The sequence below is a fragment of the Brevundimonas sp. Bb-A genome (assembly GCF_009394735.1).
Lineage (GTDB): Bacteria > Pseudomonadota > Alphaproteobacteria > Caulobacterales > Caulobacteraceae > Brevundimonas > Brevundimonas aurantiaca.
This window is the reverse complement of the sequence record NZ_CP045456.1, coordinates 276,821-299,426: the sequence shown is the minus strand read 5'-3', so window position 1 is coordinate 299,426 and position 22,606 is coordinate 276,821. Positions and strand designations below refer to the sequence as shown.

Here is a 22,606-nt window from a genome sequence, read left to right as displayed (position 1 = left end):
TGCTGACGAAGGGCGGTCCGTTCGCGGGCCGCCCTTTTTCTTTGGGGGCGGCCCCTGGGCGTCCGGCGCCGTTGAAGTCGGGGGCGGTTGGGGCCATATGGCGCGGCTCGCGGGTCGCCCGCCCGTCGCCTTCGAACCCTGACAGGACTCTCGCCCGCCCATGACCGCTCCTCTCCCCGCCGAATGGGCTCCGCACCGCGCCATCTGGGTGGGCTGGCCCAGCCATGCCGAATACTGGTTCGAACCCTTCGAACAGGCCCAGGACGAGGTCGAGGCTCTGGTGCGGGCCCTGGCCGGGCCGGGGCGCGAACGGGTGAAGCTGATGGTCGGGGCGCCGGAGCTGGCGGAGGGCGTGCGGGCGCGTTTCGCCGACGGCGCGAACGTCGAGGTGGTGGCGGGCGTGTTCGGCGACGTCTGGCTGCGCGACACCGGTCCTCTGTTCTGGGCGGGATCGAAGACGGCCGCCGCCTTCCGCTTCAACGGCTGGGGCGAGAAATATGTGATGCCCGGCGACGAGACGGTGGCCGAACAGATCGGCGTTCATTCCGGCGCGACCCTGAGCTGGAACGACTTCGTCATGGAGGGCGGATCGCTGGATCATGACGGGGAGGGCACGGTCCTGACCACGCGCCAGTGCCTGCTGAACCCGAACCGCAACCCGGCCTGGAACCAGGACGAGGCGGTCGCGACCGCCGCCCTGGAAGCCGCCATCGGGGCGAAAAAGGTGCTCTGGCTGGGCGACGGGCTGCTGAACGACCATACCGACGGTCATGTCGACAATCTGGCGCGTTTCGTCGCGCCGGGTGTCGTGGCCTGCCCGATCGCCTGGGGTCGCAACGATCCGAACGCCGAAGTCTATGACGCCGTGGCCCGCGACCTGTCGGGCATGACCGACGCAGCGGGACGCAAGATCCGTGTGCTGAGGATCCCGTCGCCGGGCCTCGTCCTGGACGAGGACGAGCGCCCGATCCCGGCCAGCCACATGAACTTCCTGATCGCCAACGGGGCGGTGATCGTGCCGACCTATGGCGACGACGAGGCGGCGCGTTTCGCCTGCGAGGCGCTGAAGACCGCTTTTCCCGATCGCGAGATCATCCCGCTTCCGTCCAAGGCTATCCTGACCGGCGGCGGCTCGTTCCACTGTATCTCCCAGCAGGAGCCCGCATGACCCGCACCATCACCGTAGCCGGCATCCAGACCTCTTACGGCGAGGACATGCAGGCCAATATCGCCAAGACCGTCGGCTTCATCCGCGAAGCGGCGGCGAAGGGCGCGCAGGTGATCCTGCCGTCGGAACTGTTCCAGGGGCCGTATTTCTGCGTGTCGCAGGAGGAGCACTGGTTCAGCCAAGCCTATGAGTGGCGCGAGCATCCCTGTGTCACGGCGTTGGCGCCGGTGGCCAAGGCGCTGGGCGTGGCCATACCGGTCTCGATCTTCGAGAAGGACGGACCCCAGTACTACAACTCACTGGTCATGCTGGACGCGGACGGCGAGGCGCTGGGGGTCTATCGCAAGAGCCATATCCCTGACGGCCCCGGCTATCAGGAGAAGTATTATTTCCGGCCGGGCGATACGGGCTTCAAGGTCTGGAAGACCCGGTTCGGCAAGGTCGGGGTCGGCATCTGCTGGGACCAGTGGTTCCCCGAGGCCGCGCGGGCCATGATGCTGATGGGCGCCGACGTCCTGATGTATCCGACCGCCATCGGCACCGAGCCGCACGACGCCGCCCTGCACACGGCCGAGCCCTGGCGTCGGGCCATGCAGGGTCACGCCGTGTCCAACGCCGTGCCGGTGGTCGGGGCCAACCGCATCGGCCATGAGACGGTGACCGAGGTCGGCCAGACCTTCTACGGCCACTCCTTCATCGCCGATCAGCAGGGGACGCTGGTCGAACAGCTGGGGGCCGAGGAGGAGGGGGTGCTGGTGCACCGGTTCGATCTGGACGAGCTGGACAAATATCGCGCGGCCTGGGGCTTCTTCCGCGACCGGCGGACGGATCTCTATGGGGCGCTGACTGGCGCGAAGTAGGCGGTCCCTGATTCCGTCATCCTCGGGCTTGACCCGAGGGTGACGGAGGAGTTGGGTCGATCAGCCCCGCATCCCCTCCACCGCCTCGACCAGCCGGGTCAGGTCCGCCGGCGACGACAGCCGGTGGTCGCCGCCGTCGATCAGGTCCAGGCGGACGTCGCCGCCCGTCAGCCGCTCGATCAGTTCGACCTGATGGCGCCAGGGCACCACGTCGTCGGCCCGCCCCTGGAGGATATGGACCGGGGCGGCGATGTCGATGACGCCGTCCAGCAGCAGCCAGTTCCGCGCCTCCTCGAACATGCGACGGGTCAGGACGTATTCGCCCAGGCCCTCCTCGACGATCAGGGTCTCGCCCTCGCGCACTATGGCCTGGCGCTCGTGGTCGGCCAGGCCTGGCCACATCAGCCGTTCGGTAAAGTCCTGGGCCGGATTGATCAGGACCAGACCCTTGATCCGCTGTGGCCGCGCCAAGGCCGCCAGCAGCGAGACCCAGCCGCCCATCGACGAGCCGACCGGGATGACCGGGCCCGACAGGCTGTCGATCAGGGCGATCGCATCCTCGCGCCAGCGACCGATGGTGGCCCGGCGCCAGTCGCCGGACGACTGGCCGTGGGCGAAATGGTCGTAGCGGATGAAGCTCCAACCGCGGTCGCGCGCGGCGGCGTCCAGGGCGAGGGCCTTGGTCCCCTCCATGTCCGAACGGAAGCCGCCGATCCAAACGACGGTGGGACCGGAGCCGTTGATCCGTTTGAAGGCGAGCGTTTCGCCATCGGGGCGGGACAGGTGTTGAAGATCGTTCATGGGGCTCTTGTGCCGCGACTTTGTATGGGCGTCATCCTCCTGTTCGCGTCTTCGTCATCCTCGGGCTTGACCCGAGGATCGGGCGTGACGCACACGGACGGCTGAAGGCGGCGACAGTCGCCACTCCATCCGCAGTCTTTCGCGGCGCACCCGATCCTCGGGTCAAGCCCGAGGATGACGGTGTGAAAGGTCAGTCGTTTGTCCGCACCCCAGGTCCTGTTCGTCACCTCCAACCGCATCGGCGACTGCGTGATTTCCTCGGGCGTGATCCGAGAGATCGCGCGTCAGGTTCCGGGGGCGCAGATCACCGTCGCTTGCGGTCGCCCGCCCGCCCCCTTCTTCCGCTCGGCGCCGGGCGTGGCCCGGACCCTCGTGCTCGACAAGAAGAAGATGGCCGGTCACTGGGTCGATCTTTGGAAACAGGTCGTCGGTACGCGCTGGGACCTGGTGATCGACATTCGCGGTTCGGCCCTGGCCTATCTGATCCCGGCGAAACGGCGCATCGTTTACAACCGATCTTGGGAGACCGGCCTGCGCAAGGTCGAGATGGTGTCGCGCCTGATGGGGTCGCAGACGCCGCTCGATCCCGAAATCTTCCTGGACGACCAGGCGCGGGCCGAGGCCGCCGCCGTCATCGATCCGCAGCTGGCCGGCGGCGCCGGTCCCGGACCGATCATTGCGCTCGCCCCCATCGCCCACCAGCCGGGCAAGAGCTGGCCCGCCGACCGCTGGGGCGCCCTGGTCGAGAAGCTGAAGGCCGAGCCCCGTTTCGACGGCTGGCGCTTCATGCCCGTGGGCGGGCCGGGCGACCGGCCGCCGGCGACCCCGGCCCTGGAGGCGGCGGGGCCGCGGGGGATCGACTTCGTCGGCAAGGGCGACATCCTGGCCTCAGCCGCCGCCATCGATCGGGCCGATCTGTTCGTCGGCAATGACTCGGGCCTGATGCACGTCTCGGCGGCCCTGGGCCGCCCGACGCTGGGCCTGTTCGGGCCCACGGAATGGTGGCTGTACGGGCCCTGGGGCCCCAAGACGCGCACCGCCGCCTCGAACGAAACGCGCGGCCAGTTCGCCCCGATCGAGGACCTGACGGTCGAACATGTCTTCGAGGCCGTGCTGGCCCTGCACGACGCCTATATCGCCGGAGCGCCCGCCAAGCCTTGAAAAATAGGGCTTCCTGACGCATATTGCCGGGCGAGAGGGGACCGTGGCCACAGCCGCGCCCGTTCGCTCATCACGACACACGCCTTCTTTGACCACATAAGGAAACGACGCCCATTCGCCGTCCCATGCAAGCGCCACCCGTGAAAGACGGGCCGCGTATGAACCAGGATATCCGCGCCCCTCGCGTTCTTCTCATCGACCAGAACGGGGAAAAGCAGGGCGTCATGCCCACCTCCGCCGCTTTGGAAGCCGCCGAGGAAGCCGGGCTGGATCTGGTCGAGATCGTCTCCACCTCCGAGCCGCCGGTGGCCAAGATCCTCGACTACGGCAAGCACCGTTTCCAGGAACAGAAGAAGAAGGCCGAGCAGCGCAAGCGCCAGAAGGTCGTCGAGCTGAAGGAGATCAAGCTCCGTCCCAACATCGACACCCACGATTATGAGGTGAAGGCCAAGGCCATGCACCGCTTCTTCGACGAGGGCGACAAGGTGAAGGTCACCCTGCGCTTCCGCGGTCGTGAAATGGCCCACCCCGAACTGGGCATGAAGCTGCTGAACAAGGTCCAGGCCGATTTCGACGAAATCGCCAAGGTCGAGTTCGCGCCCAAGATGGAAGGCCGCCAGATGATCATGATCCTGGCCCCGCGCTGATCGACCGATTCATCGCCGAGTTCTGAAAGCCCCGGTCGGAAACGGCCGGGGCGTTTTCTTTTTTGCGTCCTGAGCGAAGAGGTCTTGCAACCTGGGCTTTGAGGGTCTGAAAAGGAGCCGGGACTCGGGGGAGGACGGGCGTGGTGTTCGGATTGAGGATTTGGGCGGCCGCCGTGGCGGTCGCGGCGGCCGTGTGCGGGGGCGGTGCGATTCCGGCTCAGGCTTCGGCTCAGAACGCGCCGCCGCTGGAGGCCTACGGCGCCTTGCCGGCGATCGAATATCTGGAGCTGTCGCCGAGCGGCGATCGCCTGGCCCGCATCACCGTCGCCGGCGAAATCCGCGCCCTGGTCGTTACGGATATGAGCGGCGGGCTCCTGTTCGTCGCCGACGTCGGGGATGTGAAGGTCCGCGACCTGCGCTGGCTCGGCGAGGACAAGGTGCTGGTCGTCACCTCTCGCACCGAGAGCATCGCCTCTCTGGGGGTGCCCAGGTCCGAACTGTATTTCGGTCAGATCCTCGACCTTCAGACCCAACGAATGGTCCAGGTTCTGAACCGGACGCCGGACGTGCTGGCCGTTCTGTACGGCCCGGCTACGATCCGTCGCTCGGATGAGGGCGCGACGCTTTATGCGCGCGGCGTCAATCTGGTGACCAATCAGATCGATCTTCACGCCATCAGCCTGACCTCCGGGCGCGGCCGTCCCGTCAAGGGCATGGACCGGGAGATCGAAGACTTCGTGCAGGACCCGTCCGGCGACGTGATCGCCATGGGCCGCTATGTCGAGCGCAGCAAACAATGGACGCTGCGCCTCAAGCAGGGGAATTTCTTCCGCGACGGCTGGTCGACGGAGGCGCCGATCGACACCCCGGCCTTCTATGGTCTGGGCCGCACGGCGCGATCGATAATCATCGGGGCGGATCGACCCGATCTGGCGCCTGCGGATCCGGAGGCGGAAACCCTGGACGTGCTTTTCGAGGTGGATGTGGACAGCGGCGAGTGGAGCCCCCTGCCTTTCGAACACCATCCTGACTTTCTGGTGCATCATCCCGTCACCCAACTTCTGATCGGCGCGGGCCGGACCGAGGACGACGGCGTCCATTATGAGTTCATCGACGCGGATGCGGCGCGTCGCTGGGCCGCCATCGAGCGCGCCTTTGCCGGCAAGCGGCCGAAGCTGGTGTCGTGGAACGACGCGCAAGACCAGATTGTGGTCTTCACGGATCAGGGCGAGGCGGGTGTCTATCAGCTGATCGACTTCCGCCGCGGCGTGGCGGAGATTCTGGCCGAACCCTATCCGACGGTCCTGCCCGAACAGGTCGGCGCGACACGACGGGTGGCCTATAAGGCCGCCGACGGGTTGGAGATCCCCGCCTATCTCACCCTGCCGCCGGGCGTAGAGACGCCCAAGGCCCTGCCTCTGATCGTCCTGGCCCACGGGGGGCCGGCCGCTCGCGACGAGGCGGGCTTCGACTGGTGGGCCCAGGCCCTGGCGTCGCGCGGCTATGCGGTGCTCCAGGCCAACTTCCGCGGCTCCACCGGCTACGGCCGCAGCTTCATGGAGGCCGGCTACGGCGAATGGGGCCGCAAGATGCAGACCGACCTGTCGGACGGCGTCCGCTGGCTGGCGTCCGAAGGGATCATCGACCCCGAGCGGGTCTGTATCGTGGGCGCCAGCTACGGCGGCTATGCGGCCATGGCGGGCATGACCCTGGACGCGGGGGTCTATCGCTGCGGCGTCGCCGTGGCGGGCGTCTCAGATCTGCGCCGCATGGTCAACTGGGAGGCGCGCCAGGAGGCCCGCCGCGACAGCCAGACCGTTCGCTATTGGAACCGGTTCATGGGGGCCGAACGCCTGAACGATCGCGGGCTGGACGCCCTGTCGCCGGCCTATCAGGCCCAGGCGAGCGCCGGCCCTCTGCTGCTGCTCCATGGCCGCGACGATACGGTCGTTCCGATCGAACAGAGCCGGGTCATGGCCGAGGCCCTGCGACGGGCGGACAAGCCGGTCGAGTTCATCGAGCTGAGGGGCGAGGATCACTGGCTGTCGCGCGCCGACACCCGGATGCAGATGCTGCGCGAGACGGTGCGGTTCCTGGAAATGAACAATCCAGTGGGCGCGAACTGACGCCGGTCTCAGGCAAATTTTCTGACGGCCCGTCCTTGAGACTGGCGCCGCGTCTAAAGGACTTCTAAGTTTCGCGAAGTCGATGGGGATCGGCGCGAGGGGGGGGGCCGATGAATCATCTCGCCACGGCTGCGGCGCCGCGGCCCAAGGCGGACGCCTGGTTCTTTCCCGTCATGACCGCAGTGGTCTGGCTGGGCGTGATCATGGGGTTCGGCGGCGAAATGGTGCGCCAGTCTCGCGCCGGCGATCTCACCTACCCGCTGATCGTGCATATTCACGCCTTGGTGTTCACGGGCTGGCTGGTGGTGTTTACCGCCCAGGTCGTCTTTATCCGTCAAGGCAGGTTCGGCCTGCATCGGACCCTGGGCTTGGCGGCGATGGCGCTCGCGGGGGTAATGTTGGTCCTGGGGCCGGCGACGGCGCTCATCGTCCAAGTGAATCGCCTGGGTTCCCCGGCGGCGGATCCCGCCTTCCTGGCCGTGTCCATGAGCGACATGATCAGCTTCGCCGGTCTGGTCTGCGCGGGCTTCATCAATCGCGCCAAGGGCGCGCTGCACAAACGGCTGATGCTGTTATCGACCCTGGCGCTCGCCGACGCAGGTTTCGGACGTTGGAGTTTCGCGCTTCTGGGCCAGTCCTTACAGCCAGTGCTAGGCGATGGATTCGCCTGTGCCTTCATCACCGGTTGCGGGTTCAGCGCTCTCGCCCTGCTCGCCCCTATGTTCCTCGACCTCGTCATGCATCGACGGATATCGGCGGGTGTGGCATGGGCCACTGCCTGGGCGATCGGTTGGTTGGTCGTGGCCACGTCGCTCTATCCCAATCCTGTCTGGAAAGCCTTGGCGGGCGGCCTCGTGGCGTGGCTCGGCGGACAGTGAAGGTTTGGGCGGCGCATCCGGCGGGGATTCGATCGACGACGTCAGGACGGCGCTTCTCGCAGGCCAAGCGTCGCGCTAAGCGTGGGGCATGACCCAGACGACCCCGAGCCCCGCCGTCCGCGCGCCCGCCCTGGCGGTGCTGTTCGCGGTGGTCTTCATCAATCTGGTCGGGTTCGGCCTGGTGGTGCCGCTGCTGCCCTTCTTCGCCCAGAGCCTGAAGGCCGAGGCCTGGCAGATCACCCTGATGTTCTCGGCCTATTCCCTGGGCCAGTTCTTCGCCGAACCCTTCTGGGGGCGGCTGTCGGATCGGGTGGGGAGAAAACCTGTGCTGCTGGTGACGCTTGTGGCCAATGCGCTGGGCTATCTGATGCTGGCCTTCGTGCCCAATATCTGGCTGGCCGTCGCGGTCAGGCTGTTCACCGGCCTGGGGGCGGGCAATATTTCGACGGTCCAGGGCTATGTGGCCGATGTGACCCCGCCGGAACAGCGGGCGGGGCGGATGGGGCTGATCGGCGCCGCCTTCGGCCTGGGCTTCATCGTCGGGCCGGGGCTGGGCGGACTGCTGACCCAGCCGCAGCTGGGGCGGCTGGGCTATCAGTTGCCGATTTTCCTGGCCGCAGCCCTGGCGGCCCTGGCGGCCGTCGGGGTGATGGTCTTTCTGCGCGAAAGCCGGGCCAAGGCCGATCCCACGGCGGCGCGTCCGGCCTTCCTGGCGGGGTTGAAGGACGCGCGGACCAATCCGGTGGTGTCGCGGGTTCTGGTCGTCACCCTGATCTATATGGCCGGCTTCTCGGCCATGGAGAGCGTCTTCGGCCTGTGGTCCGAAAGCCGCTACGCCTGGGGTGCGCGCGAGGTGGGGCTCAGCTTCATGATCGTGGGCGTGATTTCGGTCCTGAATCAGGGCTTCCTGGCAGGGCGGCTGGCGCGCCGGTTCGGCGAGGCGCGGGTGCTGGCGACCGGCATGCTGCTGTTCGGGGCCTCGCTGGTGCTTCAGGTGCTGGCGCCGGTCGAGTGGTTCCCGGCGGCCCGGCTGGAGCTGGGCGGCCTGTCCCTGCCGGTGGTGCAGGGATGGGTCGTTCCGATCATCATGGCCGTGGGCGCTTGCGGCATGTCCCTGGCCATGCCCAATATCTCGGCCATGATCAGCCGAGCCTCGCCGCCGGATCGGCAGGGGGCCATGCTGGGGCTCAACATGGCCTCCAGCTCGGTGGCGCGCATCTTCGGCCCCATGGTCGCTGGGGGCCTGTTCTCCGGCCTGGGGCATGACTGGCCCTTCCTGATCGGCGCGCTCTTGACAGTTCCGGCGGCGGTGATGGCGCTGAATGCGGGGCGGGTCATTCGCAAGGTCGATGACGGCGTGAAAGCCCCGGCCTGACTCATCTTGCGCTGGCCTCGGTCTTCGCGTAGAAGCCGCGCCTTCGCGTACCGAACCGCCGGGCGAACAGGCATGCCTGGGCGGTTCATAACTCTGGAGAGACACCTCCCCCGACGGGCTCAAACAGTCCGAAGGACGGTCGCCCCTCCAATATGGAGACTGAAATGCCGAAACTGAAGACGAAGTCGGGCGCCAAGAAGCGCTTCAAATTCACGGCCACTGGCAAGGTGAAGGCCGGGGTTGCGGGCAAGCGTCACCGCTTGATCAGCCACAATTCGAAATACATCCGCCAGAACCGCGGCACCGAGACCATGTCCGACGCCGACGCCAAGAAGATCAAGTCCTACATGCCGTACGCCTGATCGGCGCGCGCTGTACGAACTGATCCAACCCAAAGAATTTGAAGGAATAGCGACATGGCTCGCGTGAAACGTGGCGTAACTTCGCACGCCAAGCACAAGAAGGTTCTGGAGCAGGCCAAGGGCTTCTCCGGCCGCCGCAAGAATACGATCCGCACGGCCAAGGCCGCCGTCGACCGCGCCGGGCAATACGCCTATCGCGACCGCCGCGCCAAGAAGCGCAACTTCCGCGCCCTGTGGATCCAGCGCATCAACGCCGCCGCCCGTATCGAAGGCTTCACCTACAGCCAGTTCATCAACGGCCTGAACAAGGCCGGCGTCGAGCTGGACCGCAAGGTTCTGGCCGCCATCGCCGCCGATCCGACCGGCTTCAAGGCGATCGCCGACAAGGTCCGCGCCGCCCTGGCCTAAGCCGGGTCTTCGCGACAAGGATCAACGCCCGCTCCGGTTCGCCGGGGCGGGCGTTCTTCGTTTCAGGGATCAGGCTGCGGCCCTCTCGGCCGCCGGGGTCTCTGCTTCGGCTTCGGCCAGGACCAGGCGAATGGCGTTCAACAGGGCGTCGGGTTGAATCGGCTTTTGCGCCACCCCGTTCATGCCGGCGGCGACATAGTCCAGCTCGTCGCGCTCGTCGGCGTTGGCCGTCAGGGCCAGGATGGGCAGGCGGGCGGCCGGTCCGGGCAGGGCGCGGATGGCGCGGGTCGCCGCGATCCCATCCATGACCGGCATCTTGATGTCCATCAAAGCTAGGTCGAAGGGGCGGTTGCTGACGGCGTCCAGCGCCTCCTGTCCGTTCTCGGCCAGTTCGACCGTGCAGTTGAACATCTCCAGCAGCTTGGCGGCGACGAAACGGTTGGCGGCGTTGTCGTCGACCACGAGGACATGCAGGGTCTCGTGCGCGGTGGGCTCGGCCATCGGAACGGCGGCGGCGGCCTCTTCGGCCGCGCAGGCGGTCAGGGGCAGGACGACATGGAAGCGCGCCCCGCCCTGGGGCGAGACGCTGAGGCCGATGCTGCCGTCCATCCGCTCGGCGATCTGGCGGCAGATGGCCAGGCCCAGGCCGGCGCCCGCGCCTTCGCGCCCCGCCTTGCCGATGTTGAAGGGTTCGAAAATGGTCGCCGCCGCCGCTTCAGGCACGCCGGGACCGCTGTCGTCCACCGTCAGCTCGACTCTGACCCCGTCAGGGGTCAAGTGGCTGGACAGGGTGACGATCACACCGCCGCTCTGGGTGAACTTCAGGGCGTTGCCGACCAGATTGTTCAGCAATTGTTTGATGCGCATGCCGTCCGCTCTGACCCAGTGGCCGGCCTCGAACTCGGTGCGGACCGTCAGGCTCAGCGCCTTCTCCTCGGCGCGCGCGCGCCACAGGGCGTCGATGTCGAAGGCCACGGCCGACAGGTTCAGCGGCTCCTCCTCCAGGGTCAGCATCCCGGCCGAGGCGCGAGACATGTCCAGGGCGTCGGTCAACAGCCGCAGCAGGCTCTGGCCGGAATCGATGACGGTACGGACGTAAGGCCGCAGCTCTTCCTGCTCGAGCTTCTTCTCCATCAGGGCCGCGACACCCAGGACGCCGTTCAGAGGGGTGCGGATTTCATGGCTCATCACGGCCAGGAATTCCGATTTGGCGCGGCTGGAGGCGACGGCCTCGGCCTCGGCGGCGGCCAGATCGCGGGCCAGGGCGCCCATCTCCTCGGCCCTTTGGCGGTGCAGGGCGGCGCCGGCCTGGACGATCTGCAGGGCGGTGCCGACCCCCAGGTAGCGGCCATCGGCCACAACGATGAAGCCGCCCAGCAGGGCGCCCAGTTCGGCCGCCCCATAGGCCTGGAAAAAGAACTCCGCACTGGTCGAAGCCTCGGCCACCGGGGCGTTGCGGTCCATCAAACTCGCCGCCGGCTTGCGGGCGTAGAGGGCGCGGCCGTACTCCGCCGCCATCCGCAGGGTGAAGGCGTTTCGCTCAATCAGCCCCAAGGGCCGTCCGTCCTGGCCCACCACCGCGATCGCCAGGGTGTTGGGTTCCCGCTGGAAACGGTCGAACACCTCGGCGCCCAGGGTGGACGGGGCGACCGGCGCGATCAATTCGACAAAGTCACCAATCAGCGGCATTCGGCCCCCCAATGTCCACATCAGCGGGCTTAGCGGTCGATCTTTAATATCAGCTTTGCCGTGGATGAACCTTTCGCGGCGTCTTTCCGACATTTATTCCGTAAACTGATGAAATAAGCCGGGGTTGCGCGTGCGGCGACAGGCGTTAGGCTTTGGGTATGACGCGCCGCCTCTTCAGCCTGATCCTCGCCCTGGTCGCCGGTCTCGGCAGCCCGGCCCTCGCCCAGGATCGGAAGGTGGCCGTGACCTTTGACGACCTGCCCTATCAGGGGCCGGCGGCGGCCCTGTGCGACCCGGCGCAGCTGATGCGGTTGACGACGGATTTCCTGGCCATGCTCAAGCCGCTGGATACCCATGGGACGGCCTTCGTCAATGACGGCCGGGTGTGCGAAGCGACGCGGGCCTCGACCCTGCCGAAGGTTCTGAACCTGTGGCTGGACGCCGGGCTCGACCTGGGCAATCACAGCTTCAGCCATATCAACATCCACCAGACGACGGCGGAAGCCTATCTGGCCGATGTGGACGCCGGTGCTGCGACGACACGGGCCGCGCTTCAGGCGCGCGGGCGGACCCTGCGCTGGTTCCGCCACCCCTATCTGTTCACCGGCGAGACCCAGGAAAAGCATGACGCCATCGCCGCCGGCCTGGCCGAGCGCGGCTATACGGTCGCGCCGGTCACGATCGACAACAACGACTGGATGTTCGCCGACGTCTATCGCAAGGCCGAGCAGCGGGGCGACGCGGCGCTGAAGCGGCGGATCGGCGAGGCCTATGTGGCCCATATGACCCGGGTGCTCGACTTCTACGAACCCTACAGCGCCGAACTGACCGGCGGGCGCGAGCCGGCCCAGGTCCTGCTGCTGCACGCCAACAGCCTGAACCAGACCTATTATCCGCAGATCCACGCCCTCTATCTGGCGCGCGGCTATCGGTTCGTGCCCCTGGAGGAGGCCCTGTCGGACCCGATCTATCAGCACGCTGACACCTATGTCCGCGCCAATGGAATCTCGTGGCTGCACCGCTGGACCAGCACCGAGGGCAAGCCCATCCGCTGGGAGCCGGAGCCACCGGCCTGGATCGTCGCGGCGAACAAGGCGCCGGCCGCCGAGCTTGAGGCCATCGCCGGGGCGCAAACCGCGCCTTGAAGGGTGACGAAACGGCTGCGGCCCGCTAGAGCCTGATCGGCTGAGGAGGGATCGCTTCGCGATCCCGCTGAAGCCGTGAATCAGGCTCCAGATCAAACCGAGAGCATGATTTACGCTTCAGCCGGAACCGCGAAGCGGTTCCGTCCGAAACGATCATGCTCTAAGGCACGGGCCAAATGACCGATCTCGCCACACTCGAACTCGACCTGATCAACGCCATCGGCGGCGCAGAGAGCGTCGCCGCCCTGGAGGAGGTGCGCGTCGCCGCCCTGGGCAAGTCCGGCTCCGTTTCCGGCCTGCTGAAGGGGATGGGCGCCCTGAGCCCCGACGAACGCCGCGAACAGGGGCCGATGATCAACGGCCTGCGCGACCGCGTCGCCGCCGCCATCACGGCCAAGAAGACCGAGCTGGAGGCGGCCGAACTGGACGCCCGGCTTCAGGCCGAGCGGGTCGACCTGACCCTGCCGGCCCGTCCGCGTCGCAAGGGCGGGGTGCACCCCACCATGCAGGTGATGGACGAGATGATCGCCCTGTTCGCCGAGATGGGCTTCGCCGTGGCGGAAGGCCCGGACATCGAGGACGACTTCCACAACTTCACCGCCCTGAACTTCCCGCCGAAACATCCGGCGCGGGAGATGCACGACACCTTCTTCCTGAAGCCGGACCCCGAGACGGGGGAGCGCAAGGTGCTGCGGACCCACACCAGCCCGGTGCAGGTCCGCACCATGATGTCCCAGAAGCCGCCGATCCGCATCGTCGCGCCGGGGCGCACCTTCCGTAAGGACTCCGACGCCACCCACACGCCGATGTTCCACCAGATCGAAGGTCTGGTGATCGACCGCGACATCCATATGGGCCATCTGAAGACCACGCTTCAGACCTTCATCGCCCGCTTCTTCGAGCTGGACGCGGTTCAGGCGCGCTTCCGTCCGCACCACTTCCCCTTCACCGAACCGTCGGCGGAGATGGACATCCGCTGCGACCGATCCGGCGGGAAGCTGGTGTTCAACACCGGCGACGACTGGCTGGAGATCCTGGGCTGCGGCATGGTGCATCCTAATGTGCTGAAGAACTGCGGCATCGACCCGGACGAATATCAGGGCTTCGCCTTCGGCATGGGGGTGGATCGGCTGGCCATGCTGAAATACGGCGTGCCCGACCTGCGCCCCATGTTCGAGGCCGATACGCGCTGGCTGGCGCACTACGGCTTCTCGGCCTTTGCGGCCCCCAATCCGGCTTCGGGCCTGAGCTGAATCATGAAGATCGAAGACGACACGCTGAAACTGCCCCTGATCGGGGCCGGTCCCGCCTATGAGGGCGTCCATATCTGGCTGCCGCAGCTGGTCATTGAGGCCGCGCAGCGCGGCGAGGCGATGATCGCAGGCAAGACCTTCCGCGACTGCTTTCTGGAAGGGCCGGCTGTGCTGCTGGCCGTGGGCGGGTGCAGCTTCGACGGCTGCAACATGGGCGACGCCATGGGCGACCCGCGTAATCTGCTGCTTCAGCCGGTCGGCCCTGAAAAGGTCACCGGCACGGTCGCCTTCCAGGACTGCAGCTTCGTCAACTGCCGCTTCCTCCGCGTCGGCTTCACCGGGGCGCCGGAGTTTCTGACCAATATCCAGCAGGTTCTGGGCGGGGTTCCGGCATGAAGTTCACCCTGTCCTGGCTCAAGGATCACCTCGAAACCGAGGCCGATGTCCATCAGATCGCCGAGGCCATGACCATGGCCGGGCTGGAGGTCGAGGAGGTGCTCGACCCCGCCGCCAAGCTGGCGCCCTTCACCGTGGCCCGGATCATTTCGGCCGAACGCCACCCCAACGCCGACCGGCTGCAGGTCTGTCAGGTCGAGACGGTGGACGGGATGAAGGAGATCGTCTGCGGCGCCCCGAACGCGCGGGCGGGCCTGACCACCATCTACGCCCCCATCGGCGCCTATGTGCCGGGTCTTGGCGTCACCCTGGTCGAGAAGCCGGTGCGCGGCGTGGTGTCCAACGGCATGCTGTGCTCGGCCTCCGAGCTGGAGCTGGCGGATGAGAGCGACGGCATCCAGGAACTGCCGCCGGAAATCCCGGTGGGAACCCCGGTCGCCGGCCTGTTCGGCGCCGAGCCCGTGATCGACTTCGAGGTCACGCCGAACCGGCCCGACTGGCTGGGCGTCGCCGGGATCGCGCGCGATCTGGCCGCCGCCGGCGTCGGCAAGCTGAAGCATTTCGACATCGCCGTAGTGCGCGGGGGCTTCCCGTCGCCGATCAGCGTCCGGCTGGACGCGCCCGGGATGTGCCCGGTCTTCGCCGGTCGGGTGATCCGGGGCGTCAAGAACGGCCCGTCGCCGGCCTGGCTGCAGAAGCGCCTGACCGCCATCGGCCTGCGCTCGATCAACCGCCTGGTCGATGTCACCAATCTGATCGCCTACGACCGCGCCCGGCCGCTGCACGTCTATGACCTGGCCAAGCTGTCGGGGACCGAGATCGTGGTGCGGGGCGGACAGGTTTCGGCCGGGACAGCCCATATCGAGGGCGGCGAGCCCGAGCATCTCATCGCCCTGGACGGTAAGACCTATGCGGTCTCCGCCGCCGACTGCGTCATCGCCGACGCCGGGAGCGAGCGCCCCATCGGCCTGGGCGGGGTCATGGGCGGCGAAAGCACCGGTTGCGACGACGACACCACCGACGTCTTCCTGGAAAGCGCCTGGTTCGACCCCCTGGTCATCGCCCAGACGGGCCGTGCGCTCGGCATCCATTCCGACGCCCAGTATCGGTTCGCGCGCGGCGTAGACCCCGTTTCCGTCACGCCCGGCTTGGAACTGGCCACCCGCCTGATCCTGGACCTGTGCGGCGGCGAGCCGTCCGAGATCGTCTTCGTCGGCGAACCCCCGGCTGGGCCGGCGCCCTTCGCCTTCGACCCCGCCTATGTGAAGCGGCTCAGCGGCATGGACCTGCCGACGGATCGGATCGGGACCATCCTGGGCCAGCTCGGCTTCCTGGTGCAGGCCGCCCCGGCCGGTCAGGCCGAACCCTGGATCGTCACCCCGCCGTCGTGGCGGCGCGACGTCGAGGGCCGGGCGGATCTGGTGGAAGAGGTGGCGCGGATCGAGGGCTTCGACAGCCTGCCCGACACGCCCCTGCCCGAGGTCGCCCCTCCCGCCGGCGGGGTGCTGAACCCCCGCCAGGCCCGCGTCCGCACGGCGCGCCGCGCCCTGGCCGCCCTGGGATACGCCGAGGCCGTCACCTGGTCCTTCACCAAACAATCGACCGCAGCCCTGTTCGGCGGCGGGGACGATCGGCTGGTGCTGGAGAACCCGATCGCGGCCGATCTGGACTGCATGCGGCCCTCGGCCCTGCCGAACCTGATCCAGGCGGCGGCGAGGAACGCCGCGCGCGGCTTCGCCGACGCCGCCCTGTTCGAGATCGGCCCGATCTATCTGGGCGACGGACCGGCGGATCAGCGCACGGTCATCGCCGGCCTGGTCGCGCCCCACGCCGCCCGCCACTGGGCCGGCGCCGGTGACGACGCCCTGTTCGCCCTGAAGGCCGATCTGACCGCCGTGCTGGAGGAGATCGGCGCCCCGGTCGCCTCGCTGCAACTGGTCCAGGGTCAGAACCGCGACTGGTGGCACCCCGGCCGTTCAGCCCGCCTGCAGCTGGGCCCGAAGAATGTGATGGTCGAGTTCGGCGAGCTGCATCCGCGGGTGCTGAAGGCGCTGGACGCCGACGGTCCGATGCTGGCCTTCGAAATCGTGCTGGATGCCGTGCCCGAGCCGCGCGGCCAGAAAGGCAAGAATGGGTCGGGCAAGGCGCGGGGAACCGCCGACCTGTCGGCCTTCATGCCCCTGACCCGCGACTTCGCCTTCGTGGTCGAGGAGGCCAAGCCGGTCGGCGATCTGGTCCGGGCCGCAGCCGGCGCCGACAAGGCGCTGATCGCCGACGTCCGGGTGTTCGACGTCTATCGCGGCAAGGGGGTGGACGAGGGCTTCAAGTCCGTCGCCCTGGAAGTCGTGATCCAGCCGCGCGAGGCGACCCTGGCCGAGGCCGAGATCGAGGCCCTGAGCGCCAAGGTGGTGGCGGCGGTCGAGAAACAGGGCGGCAAGCTGCGCGCCTGACGTCCTGCGGTCCGAAGATCAGGCCGCCAGGCGTTCACGCGCCTCGGCTACGATCTCCAGGCTGCGGATTCGCGCGGCCTTGTCGAACATCATCCCGGTGATCATCAGCTCGTCCACCTGGGTCAGGGCGATGAAGTCCGACAGCTGCTTCTGGACGGCCTCTGGCCCGCCGACGGCGGAATAGGTCAGGCGGCTGCGCGCGCTCTCGATCTGCTGCGGGGTCAGAACGGCGGCGATGTCATCGACCGGCGGAGGCAGGCGTCCGGGCTTGCCGGTCGAAAGCCGGGCGAAACTCTGCTGCATCGAGGTGGCCAGGCGCACGCCCTCCGCGTCCGTTTCGGCGGCGAAGACGTTCAGCACGGCCATGGCGTGGGGGGCGGCGAGCCGGTCGGACGGAGTGAAGTTGCGGCGATAGAGGGCCAGGGCCTCCAGCAGAAGCTCCGGCGCAAAATGGCTGGCGAAGGCGTAGGGCAGGCCCAGCTGCCCCGCCAGCTGAGCGCTGAACAGGCTGGAGCCCAGGAGCCAGATCGGCACGCGCAGCCCCGCGCCCGGCACGGCCCGGACCGGCTGGTTCTCGGCGGCCGGCTCGAACCACTGGATCAGTTCGACCACGTCGCGCGGAAAATGGTCCGCCCCCTCGAAATAGCGGCGCAGGGCGCGCGCCGTGGCCCCGTCGGTTCCGGGCGCCCGACCCAGGCCCAGGTCGATACGGCCGGGATAGAGGGTCTCCAGAGTGCCGAACTGTTCGGCGACCACCAGGGGCGCGTGATTGGGCAACATGACCCCGCCCGAACCGACCCGGATCCGCTCGGTGCCCGCCGCGACGTGACCGATGACGATCGCGGTCGCGGTCGCGGCGATGCCCGGCATGTTGTGATGCTCGGCCAGCCAGAACCGCTGATAGCCCAGCCGATCGGCCGCCTGGGCCAGGGCCAGGGTCTCGTCGAAGGCGCGACGGGCGTCGCCCCCTTCGACGATGGGAGACAGGTCGAGAACGGAAAAGGGGATCATGACGCTTAGATCGGAAGCGGCGTCGGGGGTTCAAGGGGCGCGGGGCGGAAGGCGCGGCGGACGGGAACCTGAAGACGGTCACAGACCTTTGACGCAGTGAGACAGAACAGGAGACGGCGCCATGACCGACATCGACAAGGACGCGGAAGACAAGGGCGCAGAATCGGAACTCGAAGGCCGGGACTCCCGTGAAGCTCAGGACATGGGCGAGAAGCCCGACCTGGGGCGCAGGGGCGACGCCCTGATCGAGGCGCTGGACGGTTCGGACTCCGGTTCGGACCTGAGGGCGGGCTCGTTACGCGGCGGCTCGGCGAGCGGGTCGGACGACGATCCCGACTCGGCGGTCATCAATGAGGCCCTGGCGGCCGAAGGGCGGGCGGAGGCGGACCCGCAGTCGCCGTCGAACGCCGAGCCCGACGCCGTCGCAGAGTCCGGGCGGCGCTTCACCGGCGAGGCGGGCGATCCGGTCGAGGGCGGGCGCGGCGGCGACTGAACGCCTTGCTGGCGCCGCATCCTTAGGCCACGGTGCCGCCTCGACCACGGGTCCAAGGGACGATTCCCCGATGATACGCCTTTCGGCGGCCTCGGCCGCCTTTCTGATATTGACGCTCGCCGCTTGCGGCCGAGAGGAGGCCCAGACGGCCCAAGGCCGCGCCGCTCCTGCAGCGACTGAAGCGCCGCCGGCCGCGGCGGTCGGTACTGCGGTCGCGCCCGACGCCGAAACCGCCGCCCCCGCCTCAAGCGGCGGCGTTGAGCCCGCCGCCCCGGGGGCGCCCGACTACGCCGCCCTCTATCCCGGCGCGGTCATGGACCAGCCGGGGACGACGGCGACCGGACCCGACGGAGACGGCGGCCTGGTCACCTTCCGCACCTCCGCCAGTCCCGACGAGGTGGTGGCCTTTTATCGCGAGCGCGCCGAACAGGCCGGGCTTTCGTCGGTCATGGGGATGAACCAGGGCGACGCCCGCGCCTATGGCGCCGCCGGCGGCCCGGCGGGTGCGACCAATATCCACGTCGTCGCCGCCCCCGGCGAAGGCGGAGAGACCTCCGTGCAGCTGAGCTGGAGCGAAGGGCGGTGAAGCCGTTCGCCGCCTCCTTCGCGGCGGTTCTGACGACAGCCTTTGTCCTGTCGGCCTGTGCGGGCGGGGGGCGGCCGTCCCCCGCGCCGGTCTTCGTCCTGGCCGACAGCGGCTATCTGTCGCCCGAGGCCTTGGCGCGATTGGCTGAGGCCGCGCCGCCCGCTCCCGATGCGGGCTCGGCCGCCGACCGCCAAGACCGCGATCAGTCGGACCGGTTCCGGGCCTTGGAACAGTCGGATCGGTGGCTGCTGGCCACCGCCCACGCCGAGCTTCGTCCGCCCCTGGCCTTGCAACATTTCGACTGCGCCCTGGGGCTGCGGCTGGGCGGCGACGGAGAGACGCCGACGCTGGATCGGATGGCGGCCAAGGCGTTTCACGATGTGCGGGCCGTGTCCGAACAGGTCGCGGCCCGCGCGCGTCGCGCCCGGCCTGTGTCGAACGATCCCGACCGCCCGGCCTGCGAACGGCTGACGCCGACGGCGCGCGACAGCGCCGCCTATCCGTCCCTGGGCGCGGCGGCGGGCGCGGCCTATGCCGAGGTCTTGGCCGCGCTGGAGCCGGATCATGCGAGCGCGGTGCGCCGCATCGGCCGTCAGATCGGCGTCAGCCGAATGGTTTGCGCGATGAACTATCCCAGCGACGTCGCCGCCGGCGCGGCCCTCGGGCGGGCCGTCGCCTTACAGATCATCGCCGCGCCGGCCTTCCAGGCCGAGGCGGAGGCGGCGCGGCGAGAGCTGGAGGCGCGCCGCGCCACCGGCCTGACCAATCCGGGATGCGCCGCCGAACGGGCCGCCCTGGCGGCGACGGCCGCTGACTGAAATGGTCGGCCTCCTGCTGCTGTCCTTGCTGGCGCCGATGGACGACCGCCCCGCCGCCCGGCCCGCCGCCAGGCCGTGCACGCCGCAGGAGGTGCGCGACCTGATCACCCCCTCCGACCGCCCCTATCGGCTGCTGTGTCGCGCCGTCCTGGCGGGGGCGAACGTGTCCCGTCCGGTCCTGATCGAGGGGGCGGAAGCCTCAGGCGCCGGTCTGGACTGCGGCGGCGGGACGGTCCGCCGGCCGGGTCAGGCGACCGCCCAATCCCCCACCGTCGCCGTCTGGTCGCGCCAGACGCCGCAGGGGTGGAGCCGGCCGATCGGCGCCGTGGTGCGCCACTGCACCGTCGTCGGCAATATCCGCATCTGGGGCATGGGGGCGGGCGGGTCGATGCGGGATCTTCTGGCCTCGTCCCGCCGCCCGGACCATACGACCGCAGCCCAGGCGGCGGCTCCGTCCGAGACCGTGCTGGAGCAGGTGCGGGTTCAGGCGACAGGGACCATTCCCCTCTATGTCGGACCAGGGGTGACGCGGACGACCGTCCGGGAATCGCGCTTCACCGGTCGTTCGGTCTCCACCGCCGTCTATCTGGACGCCGAAAGCGCGGGCGCCCTGATCCAGGACAACGACTTCGTGCTGCGCACCGGACGCGAAATGATCGCCGTGGACGGGTCAGGCGCCAATCGCATCATCGGCAACCGGTTCGCCCTGGGCGGTCGGGGCGGGATCTTTCTGTACCGCAACTGCGGCGAGGACGGGGTGATCCGACACCAGACGCCGTCCTATAATCAGATCACGGACAATAGCTTCTCGGGCGCCGGCTGGCTGCGGCCTCGCACGGTGGTGGTCGGCGCGCGCGAGGGAAACCGGCGCTATTGCGCCGATGACGCGGGCTATCCCTTCGGTTCCAGCGCCGACGACGGCGATGGGGCGGTCGGCAACCGGGTCGAGCGGAACCGGACAGGACGCTGACGGGGCGCTGACGTCTCGCTCTTGCGAAACGCCACGGCCTCGGTCCTTAGTGCCGCTAGAGACTTCGGGGGATGGATCGCATGCGGCTGGTCTTGTTTTTGGCGGCTCTGACGGCGGCCCTGGGTCTGGCCGTGCTCACCACCCAGACCCCTCGACCCCAGCCGGCGAGCGCGCCGGCCGCCGCTTTTTCGGCCGAAAGGGCGATGCAGGACGTGCGGCTGATGGCGCGGGCGCCCCGGCCGGTCGGTTCGACCGACCACGCCCTGGTCCAGGCCTATCTCTACGGCCGGATGGCTGAGCTGGGCCTGTCGCCGAGGTTTCAGGCCGGCGCCCTGTCTCCGGCGGCCGTGCGGCGGATGGAGCGGAACGGCCTTTCCACGGAAGGGGTCTCGGCCGTCAATCTGGTCGGCGTCCTGCCCGGCCGGAACCCGCGCCTGCCTCTGGTGGTGCTGATGGCCCATTACGACAGCGTGCCGGGGTCGCCGGGCGCGGCCGACGACGCCAGCGGCGTGGCCGCCGTTCTGGAGGCGGTGCGGGCGATCAAGGCGCGCGGCCCGGCCGATAGGGGGCTGATCGTCCTCCTGACCGACGCCGAGGAACTGAACCTGGACGGGGCGCGCGCCTTCTTCAGCGAACATCCGCTGCGCGACCGGGTCGGGGCGGTGGTGAACCTGGAGGCGCGGGGCGGCGGCGGTCGGGCCCTGATGTTCGAGACCGGGCCGGGCAACGCCCAGACCGTCGATCTGTACGCCCGGGCGGCGCGGCGGGCTGAGGGCGGGCCGTCCAGCAATGCGCTCGCCGTCTTCGTCTATCGGCTGATGCCCAACGGCACCGACTTCACCATCGCCGCCGACCGGGGGCTGGCGGGGGTCAATCTGGCCTTCCTCGGCCGCCCGGCTCAGTATCATTCGCCCGGTTCGACGGCGGACGCCCTCGACCAGGGCAGCGTCCAGCATATCGGCGCCCAGGCGCTGGAGACGGCCGACGCCCTGTTGCGCGCGCCGACCCTGCCCCAGGCGACGCGCAACCTCGTCTATTCCGACGTCTTCGGCCTGGGGCTTCTGCGCCATGGGCCTGAGACGGGCTGGGGGCTGCTGGGTCTGGCCCTTGGGCTCACGGCCTTCGCCGCCTGGGGCGCGCGTCATGCGACCGGCCTGACCTGGAGACAGGGGGTGAAGGGCTTCACCGGCGGCCTGTGGCTGCTGAGCGTCGGCATGGTGGCGGCCCAGGCGGCGCGGGTCCTGGCGGGGCCGATCGGCGAGCGGATCGACTCCGCCGAGACCTATTACATGATGCTGCGTCGCCTGCCTTGGATGGAGGCGGGGGCTGGTCTGGCCGTGCTGGCGGTCCTGCTGGCCTTGACGGCCGGGCGGGCCCTGATCGGGCGGCGGTTGCTGGCCGGGGTGGTCGCGGCGGCGGCCGTTCTGGCGACGGTCCTGGGCGGGGTCGATTATCTGGTGCTCGGCGCCGCCGGGATCGGCGTCGCCTTCAGCCTCTGGCCGGACGGCGAGGACGAGACGGTCTGGGGCGGCTGGCTGGGCGCGATCGTCCTGGTGCTGGTCCTGGGCGGCCTGGTCCAGGCGATCGCGCCCGAGGCGGCCCTGCTGTTCGTCTGGACCGGTTTGGCGGCGGCCTTCGCAGCGGCTCTGGCCGCCCTGATCGGCGCCCGGCTGGAGCGGTGGACGGCCCTGGCGCCGGCGGCCGTGGTCACGGTCCTGGTCGGCGGCTGGCTGTTCGGCCTGGGCCATTTCATCTTCCTGGGCGTGGGCATGAGCCAGGCCTGGGCCCTGGCCCTGATCGCCCTGCTGATCCTCGTCCTGGTCCGGCCCCTGGCGCCGACCCGAGCCGGGGCGAACGGCGCCCTGGTCCATACGCTCGCGGGCCTGTCGGCGGCCGTGCTGATCCTCGGCTGCGGCCTGTCCCTGGCCGCGCGCCACGCCGAACCGGCTGCGGCGGTCGACGTCACCGCGGAGTGATACGTCAGAAACGGACGTAGATCCGAAGAGTCT

21 protein-coding genes are annotated in these 22,606 nt (G+C 68.8%); 18 read left to right on the top strand and 3 right to left on the bottom strand.

The features are described 5' to 3' along the window. The first annotated feature begins 160 nt into the window (after positions 1-160). On the top strand, positions 161-1,168 hold the full coding sequence (locus tag BSP_RS01540; protein WP_082382553.1) for an agmatine deiminase family protein: 1,008 nt from the start codon (positions 161-163) through the stop codon (positions 1,166-1,168). Continuing rightward, on the top strand, positions 1,165-2,028 hold the full coding sequence (gene aguB, locus BSP_RS01535) for an N-carbamoylputrescine amidase (RefSeq protein WP_152949081.1): 864 nt from the start codon (positions 1,165-1,167) through the stop codon (positions 2,026-2,028). Before BSP_RS01540 ends, aguB begins: the two co-directional genes overlap by 4 nt. Positions 2,029-2,088: 60 nt before the next feature. Here the strand turns inward: aguB and BSP_RS01530 are convergent, their stop codons facing one another. After that, positions 2,089-2,829, bottom strand: a complete 741-nt coding sequence (locus tag BSP_RS01530) for an alpha/beta fold hydrolase (RefSeq protein WP_054764104.1) — start codon at positions 2,827-2,829, stop codon at positions 2,089-2,091. Between the two features lie 198 nt (positions 2,830-3,027). Here BSP_RS01530 and BSP_RS01525 point away from each other — a divergent pair, with 198 nt between their 5' ends. The 7 genes from BSP_RS01525 to rplT all read left to right on the top strand — a co-directional run bounded on the left by BSP_RS01525 (position 3,028) and on the right by rplT (position 9,786). Beyond that, positions 3,028-3,990, top strand: a complete 963-nt coding sequence (locus tag BSP_RS01525) for a glycosyltransferase family 9 protein (RefSeq protein WP_152949080.1) — start codon at positions 3,028-3,030, stop codon at positions 3,988-3,990. Between the two features lie 125 nt (positions 3,991-4,115). After that, positions 4,116-4,637: a translation initiation factor IF-3 gene (gene infC, locus BSP_RS01520; RefSeq protein WP_039244129.1), complete on the top strand. Its 522-nt coding sequence runs from the start codon at positions 4,116-4,118 to the stop codon at positions 4,635-4,637. A gap of 140 nt (positions 4,638-4,777) precedes the next feature. Further along, entirely contained in the window at positions 4,778-6,763 is a 1,986-nt protein-coding gene (locus tag BSP_RS01515) for a S9 family peptidase (RefSeq protein ID WP_227976010.1), read from the top strand. Positions 6,764-6,873: 110 nt separating this feature from the next. Next, positions 6,874-7,641: a hypothetical protein gene (locus BSP_RS01510; RefSeq protein WP_152949079.1), complete on the top strand. Its 768-nt coding sequence runs from the start codon at positions 6,874-6,876 to the stop codon at positions 7,639-7,641. 88 nt (positions 7,642-7,729) lie between these two features. After that, positions 7,730-9,016, top strand: a complete 1,287-nt coding sequence (locus BSP_RS01505) for an MFS transporter (protein ID WP_054764101.1) — start codon at positions 7,730-7,732, stop codon at positions 9,014-9,016. A 164-nt stretch (positions 9,017-9,180) separates the two neighbouring features. Continuing rightward, on the top strand, positions 9,181-9,378 hold the full coding sequence (rpmI, locus tag BSP_RS01500; protein WP_054766748.1) for a 50S ribosomal protein L35: 198 nt from the start codon (positions 9,181-9,183) through the stop codon (positions 9,376-9,378). Positions 9,379-9,432: 54 nt separating this feature from the next. Next, positions 9,433-9,786, top strand: coding sequence for a 50S ribosomal protein L20 (rplT, locus tag BSP_RS01495; RefSeq protein ID WP_054764100.1), 354 nt, complete (start codon positions 9,433-9,435; stop codon positions 9,784-9,786). A 69-nt stretch (positions 9,787-9,855) separates the two neighbouring features. Here the strand turns inward: rplT and BSP_RS01490 are convergent, their stop codons facing one another. Beyond that, the gene (locus BSP_RS01490) at positions 9,856-11,475 is read right to left on the bottom strand and encodes a response regulator (protein WP_054764099.1); all 1,620 of its coding nucleotides are present in this window, start codon (positions 11,473-11,475) and stop codon (positions 9,856-9,858) included. Between the two features lie 158 nt (positions 11,476-11,633). Between BSP_RS01490 and BSP_RS01485 the strand changes: the two genes are divergently transcribed. From BSP_RS01485 to pheT, 4 genes are all read left to right on the top strand, one after another. Next, the gene (locus tag BSP_RS01485; protein WP_054764098.1) at positions 11,634-12,620 is read left to right on the top strand and encodes a polysaccharide deacetylase family protein; all 987 of its coding nucleotides are present in this window, start codon (positions 11,634-11,636) and stop codon (positions 12,618-12,620) included. A 176-nt stretch (positions 12,621-12,796) separates the two neighbouring features. Further along, complete coding sequence (gene pheS, locus BSP_RS01480) at positions 12,797-13,873, top strand: phenylalanine--tRNA ligase subunit alpha (RefSeq protein WP_054764097.1); 1,077 nt, start codon at positions 12,797-12,799, stop codon at positions 13,871-13,873. Between the two features lie 3 nt (positions 13,874-13,876). Beyond that, positions 13,877-14,269, top strand: coding sequence for a hypothetical protein (locus BSP_RS01475; protein WP_224761097.1), 393 nt, complete (start codon positions 13,877-13,879; stop codon positions 14,267-14,269). Continuing rightward, the gene (gene pheT, locus BSP_RS01470) at positions 14,266-16,719 is read left to right on the top strand and encodes a phenylalanine--tRNA ligase subunit beta (protein ID WP_054764096.1); all 2,454 of its coding nucleotides are present in this window, start codon (positions 14,266-14,268) and stop codon (positions 16,717-16,719) included. Before BSP_RS01475 ends, pheT begins: the two co-directional genes overlap by 4 nt. 18 nt (positions 16,720-16,737) lie before the next feature. Here the strand turns inward: pheT and BSP_RS01465 are convergent, their stop codons facing one another. Further along, the gene (locus BSP_RS01465; protein ID WP_152949078.1) at positions 16,738-17,730 is read right to left on the bottom strand and encodes an LLM class flavin-dependent oxidoreductase; all 993 of its coding nucleotides are present in this window, start codon (positions 17,728-17,730) and stop codon (positions 16,738-16,740) included. A 121-nt stretch (positions 17,731-17,851) separates the two neighbouring features. Here BSP_RS01465 and BSP_RS01460 point away from each other — a divergent pair, with 121 nt between their 5' ends. The 5 genes from BSP_RS01460 to BSP_RS01440 all read left to right on the top strand — a co-directional run bounded on the left by BSP_RS01460 (position 17,852) and on the right by BSP_RS01440 (position 22,573). Beyond that, complete coding sequence (locus BSP_RS01460; RefSeq protein WP_054764094.1) at positions 17,852-18,223, top strand: hypothetical protein; 372 nt, start codon at positions 17,852-17,854, stop codon at positions 18,221-18,223. Between the two features lie 70 nt (positions 18,224-18,293). Continuing rightward, positions 18,294-18,809, top strand: coding sequence for a hypothetical protein (locus BSP_RS01455; RefSeq protein ID WP_152949077.1), 516 nt, complete (start codon positions 18,294-18,296; stop codon positions 18,807-18,809). Then, complete coding sequence (locus BSP_RS01450) at positions 18,806-19,627, top strand: PA-phosphatase (RefSeq protein ID WP_152949076.1); 822 nt, start codon at positions 18,806-18,808, stop codon at positions 19,625-19,627. Before BSP_RS01455 ends, BSP_RS01450 begins: the two co-directional genes overlap by 4 nt. Before the next feature lies 1 nt (position 19,628). After that, a complete protein-coding gene (locus BSP_RS01445) occupies positions 19,629-20,597 on the top strand; it encodes a right-handed parallel beta-helix repeat-containing protein (protein ID WP_197273333.1) in 969 nt (322 codons plus the stop codon). Between the two features lie 80 nt (positions 20,598-20,677). Further along, entirely contained in the window at positions 20,678-22,573 is a 1,896-nt protein-coding gene (locus BSP_RS01440; RefSeq protein WP_152949075.1) for a M20/M25/M40 family metallo-hydrolase, read from the top strand. Positions 22,574-22,606: the final 33 nt, after the last annotated feature.